Origin of the sequence: Nonomuraea sp. SYSU D8015 (genome assembly GCF_008065375.1) — a bacterium.
Taxonomy (GTDB): domain Bacteria; phylum Actinomycetota; class Actinomycetes; order Streptosporangiales; family Streptosporangiaceae; genus Nonomuraea.
This window is the reverse complement of sequence record NZ_VJYI01000002.1, coordinates 544,423-556,235: the sequence shown is the minus strand read 5'-3', so window position 1 is coordinate 556,235 and position 11,813 is coordinate 544,423. Positions and strand designations below refer to the sequence as shown.

Genomic DNA, 11,813 nt, shown 5'->3' with positions numbered 1-11,813 from the left:
TCCGCGCCGCTAGCCTGCCCATGTGGAGCTCAAGGTCTCGACTCGATCACATGCCGGGTGCGCACTCGTTGCGGTCACCGGGGAAATCGACCTCTATACGGCGCCCCACCTGCAGGCCGAGTTCACTCGGCTGCTGCAGGACGGGCCCAGCCGGGTGGTCATCGACATGTCCGCCGTGGATTTCTGCGACTCCACGGGGATGAACGTGCTGCTGTCGGCGCTCAAACGGATGAAAGAGCAGGGCGGGTCGCTCGAAGTGGCCTCCCCGCGTCCCGCCGTACGCAAGATCCTGCAGGTCACCGGGCTCGACTCGGTGTTCGTCGTCCATGACGAGGTGCCGCAGGAGTTCCTCATCGCCGAGGGATCATGACGGGGTCGGTGCGTGACAGGGGTGTCGGTCCGTGACCGGTGACACGGCGGTCGTCATCCCGGCCGCCAACGAGGCCGACCGCATCGCGGCCACCGTCAAGGCCGCCGCGGCCCTGCCCGGCGTCGACCTCGTCGTGGTCGTGGACGACGGCTCGCGTGACCAGACGGGCCGGGTGGCGCGCGCCGCCGGCGCCCGGGTGGTGCGGCACAGCCGCAACCGGGGCAAGGCCGCGGCGATGGAGAGCGGCGCGGAGGCCGTACGCCTCCTGGACGAGGACGCCGCCCCACGTCACCTGCTCTTCCTCGACGCCGACCTGGGCGATACGGCCGGCGCGGCGGCGCCGCTCGTCGAGCCCGTACGCTCGGGCGAGGCCGACGTGACCATCGCCGTGTTCACGACCCGGGTGAAGCTCGGCGGCCACGGCTTGGTCGTACGCCTGTCCAGGGAGGGCATCCGCCGGGCGACCGGCCTGGAGTTCGCCCAGCCGCTCAACGGTCAGCGCTGCCTGACCAGGGCTGCCTTCGAGGCGGCCCGGCCGCTGGCGCACGGGTTCGGCGTGGAGACGGCGATGACGATCGACCTGGTGCGCAAGGGGTTCCGGGTGAGGGAGGTCGAGGTCGACATGGCCCATCGGGCCACGGGGACGGATTGGCGGGCGCAGCTCCACCGCGCGATCCAATTCCGGGACGTGGCGCGTGCCCTGGCCATCCGCGACCCTCTGGTCACCCAAAACCTCGACAAACTTCACCGCAAACGCTGACCATCTCCGGCACGCCCGCAGCACCGGACCATCGAGCCGGACCGCCGCACGGGCACCTCCGGGACTTGCCGCACCGCCGGCCGCCGGGTGGCCACTGCGCCCGCTCCTGGGTCGGCCGCTGTGCCCACGCTCACCGGACTCGATGGCACGCCGGACTTCCGGTGGGTCACTGCGCCCGCTCCTGGAGTCGGCCGCTGTGCCCACGCTCACCGGACTCGATGGCACGCCGGACTTCCGGTGGGCCACCGCATCCACTCGCCGGGTCGGCCGCTGTGCCTGGATTGCCCTGCCACCTTCTGGCTGAGGCCTTGAGTTGCCGCGGTGCTTTGTGCGCCGGTAGGCGGACTCCCGGACACACTCCCGCCCTGAGCCGTGAGGCGGCGTCTTCGTCCTGAGCTGCTGGCATCGCGTCTCTGGGCGGAACGCTCGGCTGGGGCCCGTTTTCCACAGGAAGGGACCATCCGGCCGAAGGCGTCCGGCCGGTGTGCTGGAATTTGCGGGTGACTTCGGAGACGCGGCGCGACATGGCACGAGGCCGGCTCGCGAGAGCGGCCGCGGCGGCGATCGTCGCCTCGATCCTGCTGACGATCACCATCGGCCTCCTGGGCCCGTCACCCATGGTCCCCGCGCTGACCGGCCCGGCCTGGCACCCGCCGTATTCTCTCGACGTCCACCCCAACCCCCACCTGACGATCGCCCTCGCCGCGACGGCACTCGTCCTCGGCGGCCTCGGCCTCCTGATCGCCCTCCTCGCGATCCGCAGCACCTCCTCGGCCACCACCACCGGCACCAGAGTCCCGATCCAGGTCGGGAGCCGCGCTTCAGCCGGCGTCGCCCATGACGCAGGCCTCCTGGGGGCTGCGCCGACCGGGGTGAGCCGGGGCCTGCCGAGCGCGCGCCTGCTGGTGCTGATCGGCTGCCTGGCCGCCGGGATCCTCGCCTTCCTGCCTCCCTCCGGCTCCGGCGACCACCTCAACTACGCCGCCTACGGCCGCATGGTGACGCTCGGCCTCAGCCCGTACTCCCATGGCGCCGTCGACCTGCCCGGCGACCCCGTCGCCGACGCGGTCGAAGAGCCGTGGCGCGAGGAGGCGAGCGTGTACGGCCCGGTCGCGACGGCGCTCCAAGCGGCCGCGAGCTGGCTCGGCGGCGACTCTCTCCGGCTCACGATCTTCGTTCTGGCGCTGTTCAACGCCGCGGCGTTCATCGCGACCGGCCTCCTCATCGACCGTTTCACCAGGGCCGACCCGGCCAGACGCCTGCGCGCCGCCCTGCTCTGGACGGCCAACCCGCTCCTCCTCTACCACCTGGTCGCCGGCATGCACGTGGACACCCTGGCCGTGGCCTGCATGGTCGCCGCGCTCCTTGCCAGGAGCCGCCCCGTGGGGTCGGGCGCGCTGCTCGGGCTCGGGGTGGCGATCAAGGTCAACGCCGGTCTCGTGGCCCTCGGCCCCGCCTGGGAGCTGCGCCGCCGCCCCGCTCGCCTGGCGCTCATGGCGGCCTGCGCGCTCGCGCTGGTGGTGGCGGGATACGCGATCGTCGGCCCGGAGGCCATCGCGCCGGTGACGCGCACCAGCAAGTCGATCTCGCATGCCTCCTTCTGGAAGCTGGTCCAGGGGTGGCTCCAGTCGATCGTGGGCACCGGCAGCGCCTACCGCGGTGAGATCCAGATCGGCTCGCTGCTGGTGCTGGCGCTCGTCGCATGGTGCCTGCTGCGCTGGGCGTCCCGCGCACCCTTGGCCGGCCCGGACGCGAACGGGCTGGACGCGCCGACCGTGGCGGCGGCGCTGGTGGTGGCGTACGTGTTCGCCACGCCGTACATCCTGCCCTGGTACGACGGGCTGGCGTTCGGGATGCTGGCGCTCGTGGCGGCCTCCGGGGTGGACGCGTTCGTGGTCGCCCACCTGCTGGCCCTGTCGCTCGCCTACCTCCCCGCCCGGGTCGAGGACCAGCCCGATGACCTGAAGTGGCTCATGACCGTGGTCCGGCCTCAGATCGCGTGGGTGCTGCTCGCTCTGACGGTGGCTCTGGCGGTGTGGGCCTGGCGAGCTGCAGGGCCCGCACACAGGCTGCCAGCGTCAGCGGCACCGCCACAGTCAGCGCCATAGCGGGGATGGCGATGCCCGAGTCGTTCATCAGGAAGCCGACGAACGCGCACGTCAGCGCGCCGAACAGGCCTGCCCTGAGTGCCGGGGCCAGCGCGTACGCCTGACCGAGCGCGGAGGCGCCCCAGCGCGAGGGGCGGGCCAGCACCAGGAACAGGAAGGCCAGCGCCACCAGCGAGAGGAGCGTCAGTGACCAGTTCCCCACGGTCACGCCGATCATGGCGCTGAACTTGCGGCCGACGACGGTCCACGCCTGGCCGTCGATGACCTGCTGCACGAACGTGCCCAGATGGGTCCGCTGATCCTCCGGACGCAGCCAGTCGAAGACCGACAGAGCGCCGATGACCCCGGCCCCCACCAGGCCGACGACCAGGAGCCTCAGCACCGACACCCGCTTGCCGGAGAGCAGGATGAGGAAGACGGACAGCCCGATCACGAACGCCGGCACCCCGCCGAAGTCCGCACCCCACGACGGCCATCCGTCCGCGAAGACCGCGAACCCCCCGTACACCGTGCACGCCGCGACCACCACGCCCCTGGACACGCCCTTGCCGAGCAGCCATTGCGCCACCCCGGCCAGGCCCAGGACGGTGCCCGTCGCGTAGACGGCGAAGGCGATGTTGCTGAAGCCGTAGAACCGCCCGCCGGTCACGGGCTCGTAGCCGGTCACGGCGTTGACCTGGAGCGTGGAGCCGGTCATGACGTCGACGAGGAGAGCGAGCGACGTGATCGCCGCGACGGTGGTGAGCGGGCCGAGCACGTGAGCACGCCAGGGGCCTGCGAAGGCGACGGCGGTGATCAGGCCGGCGATGGCGAGGATCGTCACGATCACGGACAACATCGGCACCGGCAACGTCCACCAGGGCACCAGCTGCGCCAGGAACGTGGAGACGGCGATGGCCCCGCTGACCACGGCGACCACTTGGACGGCGCGCAGGAGCTTGGAGGTGCTCGCGTCCAGGTGGGTGCCCGTTGAGGACACGGCGGCGCCGGGTTCGTACGTGGCCGGCCCGCTCGTGCTGCCAGCGGCGTTGCCGCTCATACCGTCCGCTGCCCGGCCGCTCACACCGTCCGCCGCGCGGCCGCTCACACCGTCCATGGCAGGGCTGCGGGCGTCCACGGAACGGCGATCGGGACCCTCTGCGGCGCGGTGGCCGAGAGCGTCCGTGGTGCGGTCGTCGGCGGCCTCTACGGCCGTGTGGTGGTTAGGGGGACGTGTGGTGGTGGTCCGGCGGCGGCGGAGGGCGAGGGCGGCCCAGGCGTAGAAGAGGAGCTGGACCGTCACCAGGACGGTGAAGAACGGGCCGCGTACCTCGCGGAGGACCTGGCTGGCCAGATCCCCGTCCGCCAGCTCCGTCACGGTGCCCTGCGGCGTGGCGGGGGCGGGGCCGCCGGGTTGCCAGGGACGGCCGACCACCTCGCGCGGGGCGGTGAGGCCCAGCAGCTGGATCGCGGTGGCGGTCAGGTCTGTGATCGTCACCAGGGCTTCCTGGCGGGTGGAGGTGGTGGTGAGGTAGCCGTGCGGGTACGGGCGGCCGCTCGGGGACGGGCCGGCGGCGATCGCGACGTGGAGATGGGCGTTCGGGGTCACGTCGGAGGTGCCGGCCACCAGGATGGTCGTATGGGGCGGCAGCTTGCCGACCAGGGCGCCGATCTGCCGATCCGCCTGCGCAACGGCGGTCTGGCGGGCTGCGGCGGGCAGCGGTGCCGGGACGCCGTACTCGTCGAGGGGCCGGCCGGCCCAGGCGTTCGCGAGGTCGGCGACCTCGACCACGATCAGGTTGTACGGGGCCGCGTCGCCCAGAGCATCGAGCGTTGAGGCATATTTGGCGACATTTCCGGACCTGTCGGCCCCGCCAACCGCAGCCCCCGGCCCGACGGCGGCGACCTTCCCACCCCCGTCCACCACCAACTGCCCCAAGGTGCCAAGACGTGCGTCGTAACCGGTATCGGACTGGTACGCGGTCAGCGCCGCCCAGTTCGGGACCGTCGCGCCCGCGTCCGCTCCGGCGCCGGCGGGTTGGGGAGCCGCGGGGGACGGGCAGCCCTTGCCCTCCGTACCGGCGCGCTGGCCTGCGGATACGGTCAGCCAGCCCGCGATGGGACAGGTGATGCCCCGCTCGGGCGGCGGCACGGCCCGGGTCGAGAGGGAGGCGGAACCGCCCTGCTCGACGAGCCTCCACAGGTTGGGCGTGCGGGTCCGGTCGAGATCGCTCCATTCCAGCCCAGGCACCCCGACGAGCGCCACCCGCCCTTGAATTTGAGCCGCCGCTCGCTGCCGGCCGGAGGGCTCCGTAGGCCGCAGCCCGTCCGCGTCCTGCCCCCCGCGTTCGTTCTGTCCCGCAACCGCCTGAGCGTGCCCGCCGGTTCCGAGGGACATCTGGCCGTGCCCGGCCGGTCCAAGAGCGGTCTGGCCCCGCCCAACCGGTGAGAGGGCCGTCTGATCGTGCCCGAACGATCCGAAGGGCGTCTGATCCCACAGCTCCCCACGCCTGGACATCTGCCCGTGGGGGACGTGCCACCGAAAGGCGCGTTCTCCCGCTACCCGCTCCTGGAAAGTCGGTCCTTGCGCGTAGGAGACCTGAGCCGCCGCATGCGCTGTGGTCGGCGGAGCGAGGGTCACCAGGCCGATGAGCAGTGCGGCGCAGCGGACAATGGGCAGGTACGGGCGTGCAGGCCGTACGCGACGCGCCCCGTGCCGGCCGTCGTGCGGGCCAGGCATGGCGTCGTTTGGCATGAACGGAACCCCCAGTGTCTGCCCTCGATCGACAACAGCCCACGGTAACGTGCCAGACCGTGACAAGTGGCGAGGTGCAGGTGATCCGGCGGCAGTGGTGGGCGTGGGGGATCGTGGCGCTGGTCGTCGCGGCGGCCGTGGCGCCGCTCGTGCACACCTGGCTCACCAATCCGGACGATCAGCGGCTGGTCGACCTGGACGTTTACCGCACCGGGGGGCAGATGCTCCTCGAGGGCCGGCCGGTGTACGACTACTTCACGCCCGCGCCGCAGCTGCTGCCGTTCACATATCCGCCCGTCGCCGCGATGCTGGCCGTGGTCCTGGCGAAGATGTCCTGGGACACCGCGCAGTGGGTGTGGACGGCCGGGATCTTCGTGGCGCTGGCCGTGACGGTCGCGTTGTCGTTCAGACCGGCGCTGCGGAAGTACGTTCCGTGGGTGTTCGGGCTGCTCATGGTGGCCTGCACGTACCTGATGCCGATCAGGGACCAGGTGCGGTTCGGCCAGGTGGACATCATGCTCGTCGCGCTGTGCCTGGCCGACTGCGTGGCCAGGCGGCCGTGGTGGCCCCGGGGGTTCCTGATCGGGCTGGCCACGGCGGTGAAGCTGACACCCGGCGTCTTCCTGATCTACCTGTTGGTCACCAGGCAGTGGCGGACGTTCTTCATGGCGTCGTTCGTGGCGGCGGTGCTCACGTTGCTGCCGTTCGCGGTGATCCCGGGGGACGCGGCGGACTTCTGGTTCTCCGCCCTGCTGGACCCGACCCGGCTCGGTGCGAACGAGGCCACCACCAACCAGTCGATCCGCGGCATGCTCCTCCGCCTCTACTGGCCTGAGGGGCTGACGTCCGTGCTCTGGCTGGCCATCGTGGCGGCGGTCGGCTGGTACGGCTTCCGCGGCGCCCGCGACGCGTACAAGGCGGACGACCCGCTCACCGCCGTCGCCCTCGTCGGCCTGATGGCCGTGCTGCTCTCGCCGGTCGCCTGGATCCACCACCTGGCCTGGGTGGTCGTGGTGCTCGGCGCGATCGTGGGCGACGGGCGCGACCCGGTCAGGCTGCGGGTGGCGGCGGGAGTGTGGCTGTACTACGTGGTGCCCGTTCCGTGGTGGGGGGTGTCGCTGAAGGCCGCGGACATACCGGGCGTCAGCCTGGTGCTCGGGAAGATCGTTCAGAACGGGTTCGGGCTCGGGGCCTTGGCTCTCGTATGGATGTTGGTGTCCTGGTTGCCGAAACGGCGAGAGATCCCCTGACTCAGCCATTACCCTCTGTGCCGTGCTCGTTACCACATGGGTCATCGTGGGCGTCGTCGCCGGGGTCAGTGGCGTAATGATCGGTTATCTGGCGCTCCGTCAAGCCAGGGCCGCGGTGGAGGACTGCCAGCGGAGGCTGGCCAGACAGACCGCCGAGGGCATGGGCGATCTCAAGGCCATCAGGGATGTGGCCGTCTGCCGCTACGACGCCCTCTCGGAGATGTCGGGGCGGTTGTCGTTCTCGATCGCGATGATCAACGGGCTGGGCGACGGCATCGTCCTGACCTCGATCAACGGTCAGAGCGAGACCCGTACCTACGTGCGGCCCATCGTGGGCGGGAAGGGGCAGCAGCCGCTGTCGCCGGAGGAGGAAGAGGCGGTGCGCGCCGCCCGGCTGGGTCTAGGGCCACTGGTCCCGTGCCGGGCGTCTGGAACGCTCTAACCGGAGTTGTGCCGGGAGCCGGGCTCGCTCTGTTCGCAGGCCGTGCTGGTCCCCGCGCCCGTACCGGGCGTTGGGCCGGGCGCCGGGATCGCCGCAGGTCAGGAAAGGCCGCGCGCACGCTGCGACCTGCGGATACCCTTGATGCATGCCCAGACTCGCCTATCTCGGACCGGAAGGGACCTTCACCGAAGAAGCCCTTCGGCTCCTCGACCCCACCGCCGAGCGGTTGCCCTGCGCCACGGTGAGCGCCGCGCTCAACGCCGCCCGCACGGGGGAGGCCGACGGGGCCGTGGTCCCGCTGGAAAACTCCATCGAGGGCGCGATCACCACGACCCTCGACGAGTTCGCCTGGGGCGAGCCGTTGCTGATCACGGCCGAGCTGCTGCTGCCCGTGCAGTTCTCGCTGCTGGCCCGGCCCGACACCGAGATCCCGCACATCAAGCGGGTCTACACGCATCCGGCGGCCATCACCCAGTGCCGCGCCTTCATCTCGCGCGAGCTGCCGGACGCGGTCGTGGTGGCCGCGCCCTCGACGGCGGCCGCGGCCCAGGAGGTGTCGCTGCCGGGGTCTCCGTACGACGCCGCCATCGCCGCCCGCATCGCCGGCGAGCACTACGGGCTGGTGGAGCTGGCCACAGACATCGGCGACAGGTCCGACACCGTGACCAGGTTCGTCAGGGTGAGCCGTCCCGGGCCGCTCCCCGAGCCGACCGGCTCCGACCGCACCACGCTGGTCGTGTTCCTGGCCGACGACCACCCGGGCGCGTTGCTGGAGATGCTGACCGAGTTCTCCGTGCGCGGGGTCAACCTGACGCGCATCGAGTCGCGGCCGACCGGTGACGGGATCGGGCGCTACTTCTTCCACTTCGACTTCGAGGGGCACGTGGCCGACGCCCGGGTCGGCGAGGCCATCTCCGGCCTCCACCGGATCTGCGGCGAGGTGCGCTTCCTCGGCAGCTACCCGCGGGCGGACGGGATCGCACCGCAGATCAAGCGGGGGACGGCCGACGCCGAGTTCGCCGAGGCGGGGGAGTGGCTCGCACGCATCCGCGCCGGTCAGGTCTGATCGCCCCCCACGAGCTTCGGTCAACTCTTCGCCCCGAGTCGATCTCAGGGAGAGGGCGGCGGCCTGCGAGCGCCGCCTCCTCAGACTAGGGCAGCCAGGCGCGGACGCGGCTGGGGCGGCCAGGCGCGGACGAGGGGTTGGGGCGGCCAGGCGCGGATCCGCTCGCCCTGGCCCGGGACTTCCCGGCGCCGGGTCGGTGGGCTGGGGTGCGGTGGTGTTCGGCGCAACGCGTGTGGTGGGCAACCTGGCGGACGTGACGGGCGCACAGGTTGAGTGCGTGAAGCAGGCGGGTCCGGGAGTCGGTTCGGGGGGCGGCGGTTCGAGGGGGCGGGTCGCGGGCGAGGGCAGGGGTGTCCGTGGGCGGTGGAAATCGGGGGCGGGGCGCTGCTGAGCGCCGGTAGCCTTTCCCTTGTGATTGACCTGCGTACCCTTCGTGAGGATCCCGACCGGCTCCGGGCGTCGCAGCGTGCCCGCGGTGAGGACGACGCCGTCGTCGACACGCTGCTCGACCTCGACGAGCGCCGCCGATCCGCGCTGACCTCGTTCGAGTCCATGCGCGCCGAGCAGAAGAGCATGGGCAAGTCGGTCTCCAAGGCGCAGGGCGAGGAGAAGACCGCGCTGCTCCAGCGGGCCAAGGACCTCGCGAGCCAGGTCAAGGCGGCCGAGGCGGAGGCGGAGAAGCTCGGGGCGGAGCTCGACGAGCTGCTCCAATCGGTCCCCAACATCGTCGAGGAGGGTGCGCCCCCCGGCGGCGAGGACGACTACGTGGTCCTGGAGACCCACGGCGAGCCGCGCGAGTTCGACTTCGAGCCCAAGGACCACGTGGAGCTGGGCGAGGCGCTCGACGCCATCGACATGGAGCGGGGCGCCAAGGTGTCCGGCGCGCGGTTCTTCTTCCTCAAGGGCGTCGGCGCCCGCCTGCAGCTGGGCCTGCTCAACATGGCGATGCAGCAGGCGATCGAGGCCGGGTTCACGCCGATGATCACGCCGGTGCTGGTGAAGCCGGAGACCATGCAGGGCACCGGTTTCCACGTCGCCCACGACAAGGAGATCTACCGCCTCCCCGACGACGACCTCTACCTGGTCGGCACCTCGGAGGTGTCGCTGGCCGGCTACCACGCCCAGGAGATCATCGACGCCGACGCGCTGCCGTTGCGCTACGCGGGCTGGTCGTCGTGCTTCCGCCGTGAGGCGGGCTCGTACGGCAAGGACACGAGGGGCATCATCCGGGTCCACCAGTTCGACAAGGTCGAGATGTTCTCGTACGTGCGGCCCGAGGACGCCCACGAGGAGCACCAGCGCCTGCTCGCCTGGGAGAAGGAGATGCTGGCCAAGATCGAGGTGCCCTACCGCATCATCGACACGGCGGCGGGCGACCTCGGCATGTCGGCCGCCCGCAAGTTCGACTGCGAGGCGTGGATCCCCACCCAGGGCCGCTACCGCGAGCTGACCTCGACCTCCAACTGCACCGAGTTCCAGGCCCGCAGGCTCGGCGCCCGCTACCGCGACAAGGACGGCAAGCCGCGCCATCTGGCCACGCTCAACGGTACGCTCGCCACGACCCGCTGGATCGTGGCGATCCTGGAAAACCACCAGCAGGCCGACGGCTCTGTGGTGGTTCCCCAGGCGTTGCGCCCGTACGTGGGGCTCGACGTGCTCACTCCGGCCAAGTAGCGCAGTGCTCAGTCCGGCCTGGTAGCGCCGTCCGCCCGGCGGGCGTCCCCTCTGATGAGGGCGATGCCCGCCAGCAGCACCAGGCCGGTCAGCAGCGCCGCCAGCGCGACGGCCACCCAGTAGGGCCCGGGCGTGCCCTCCGCCCAGCCGCGGAAGGGCAGGTAGACGGCCAGACCGGCCAGCGGCGCGCCCAGCACCCCGACGGCCACCGGCACGGGCCGGGCCCGTCCTACGCAGAGCAGCACGAGGCACACCACGAACCCCGTGGGGACCACGATGACGCCGTTGAGTCTGAGCAGGAACCCCATGGTGTCGAAGAAGGGCATGTATTCGCCGGAGCCGATGGGAGCGTTCGAGTAGGCCGCGCCCGCGAAGCTCAGGCAGGTGGCCGTCGCGACTCCCAGATACGTGCGGCTGTATTCGCGCAGCCCGGCCCCGGCGGCGCCGAACAGCATGCATCCGGCCAGGAAGAACGCCATGATGATCTCCGGGCCGAGGTCGACCTCCCTGGTCTCGCCCTGGCCCGGCCAGCCGACGCGGCGCCACGTGCCCGCCTCGTCGCGGACCAGGATGCCGTCAGGGCCGTTCGCGACGACCACGACGTGGCCACCGCGCCAGCCCAGCACGGCCAGGCTCTGCGAGCTCAGTGAGGCATCGTCGCCGTACCGCCTGACGAGGCGCTCGCGGTCGTCCGCGGACGCCGACCACGACAGACTCCAGGTCTTGCCGCCGTCGTCGGACTGCTGGACGGCCATCTCCCCGGGCACCAGCCGGTAGCAGCGCGTGGCCTGGTAGGGGACGCACGCGTCGGTCCGACCCGCCGGCGGGGTGTCGTCGATCATGTCCGCAGAGGCGGCGCCGGTTCTCTCGGACCAGGTGGCGGCCCTGTCGTCGGAGACCCACCAGGTGCCGGTGACGTCGTCGTACACGGTGATCCGGCCGTCCTTCACCTCGACGGAGGCGGCGGAGGGCGGTGGAGGGGCCGCGGCGGTCGCGGTTACCGCGAGGACGGCCAGCGGCATCGCCACGATGATCCGCCACCGGGCCGAGGAGGCGGATGTGAGGGTGCGGTGGCGTACCCACCAGGCCAGGCCGAGCGCGGGCAGGGCCAGCAGGTCCGTGGGATCGGCCAGGACGCGCGAAGGGCCCGCCACGAGGGTCCAGACATGGGAGGCGACCTCAGCGCCCGTCTCCGTCGTTTTCACGAGCGCGAAGAGCACTCCCGTCAGGATGGTGGCGGCGAGATCGGCGCGCCGCCACAGGAGCAGGGCCAGCAGCGCGGGCGCCACGACGAGGCCGGCCACGTCGCTGAGCTTGCCCGTCACGAACCCGGGCCAGACCTGCTTGAGCAGGTGGTCGTTGACCAGGAGCACGATCACCCCGGCAACGGTCACGGGATGACATAACCA

Annotated in this window: 8 protein-coding genes and 1 pseudogene; 7 read left to right on the top strand and 2 right to left on the bottom strand. The window is 71.6% G+C overall.

The window, feature by feature from the left end:
* The first annotated feature begins 22 nt into the window (after positions 1-22).
* From ID574_RS11850 to mptB, 3 genes and pseudogenes are all read left to right on the top strand, one after another.
* A complete protein-coding gene (locus ID574_RS11850; protein ID WP_188188852.1) occupies positions 23-370 on the top strand; it encodes an STAS domain-containing protein in 348 nt (115 codons plus the stop codon).
* Between the two features lie 31 nt (positions 371-401).
* Positions 402-1,130 (top strand): glycosyltransferase family 2 protein, encoded by a 729-nt coding sequence (locus ID574_RS11845; RefSeq protein WP_188188851.1) that lies wholly within the window; start codon positions 402-404, stop codon positions 1,128-1,130.
* 524 nt (positions 1,131-1,654) lie between these two features.
* Positions 1,655-2,863: pseudogene (gene mptB, locus ID574_RS11840) on the top strand (polyprenol phosphomannose-dependent alpha 1,6 mannosyltransferase MptB); the annotation flags it as partial.
* A 238-nt stretch (positions 2,864-3,101) separates the two neighbouring features.
* Here mptB and ID574_RS62730 read toward each other — a convergent pair.
* Positions 3,102-5,483, bottom strand: coding sequence for a hypothetical protein (locus ID574_RS62730; protein ID WP_442939280.1), 2,382 nt, complete (start codon positions 5,481-5,483; stop codon positions 3,102-3,104).
* A 548-nt stretch (positions 5,484-6,031) separates the two neighbouring features.
* Between ID574_RS62730 and ID574_RS11835 the strand changes: the two genes are divergently transcribed.
* The 4 genes from ID574_RS11835 to serS all read left to right on the top strand — a co-directional run bounded on the left by ID574_RS11835 (position 6,032) and on the right by serS (position 10,404).
* Positions 6,032-7,222, top strand: a complete 1,191-nt coding sequence (locus ID574_RS11835) for a glycosyltransferase 87 family protein (protein ID WP_223166604.1) — start codon at positions 6,032-6,034, stop codon at positions 7,220-7,222.
* 22 nt (positions 7,223-7,244) lie between these two features.
* Entirely contained in the window at positions 7,245-7,664 is a 420-nt protein-coding gene (locus ID574_RS11830) for a DUF4446 family protein (protein ID WP_223166602.1), read from the top strand.
* A gap of 145 nt (positions 7,665-7,809) precedes the next feature.
* The gene (pheA, locus tag ID574_RS11825) at positions 7,810-8,730 is read left to right on the top strand and encodes a prephenate dehydratase (RefSeq protein ID WP_188188850.1); all 921 of its coding nucleotides are present in this window, start codon (positions 7,810-7,812) and stop codon (positions 8,728-8,730) included.
* 411 nt (positions 8,731-9,141) lie between these two features.
* Positions 9,142-10,404: a serine--tRNA ligase gene (gene serS / locus ID574_RS11820; protein ID WP_188188849.1), complete on the top strand. Its 1,263-nt coding sequence runs from the start codon at positions 9,142-9,144 to the stop codon at positions 10,402-10,404.
* 8 nt (positions 10,405-10,412) lie between these two features.
* On the opposite strand, the gene ID574_RS11815 is transcribed toward serS, so the two are convergent.
* Complete coding sequence (locus ID574_RS11815; RefSeq protein WP_188188848.1) at positions 10,413-11,798, bottom strand: hypothetical protein; 1,386 nt, start codon at positions 11,796-11,798, stop codon at positions 10,413-10,415.
* Positions 11,799-11,813: the final 15 nt, after the last annotated feature.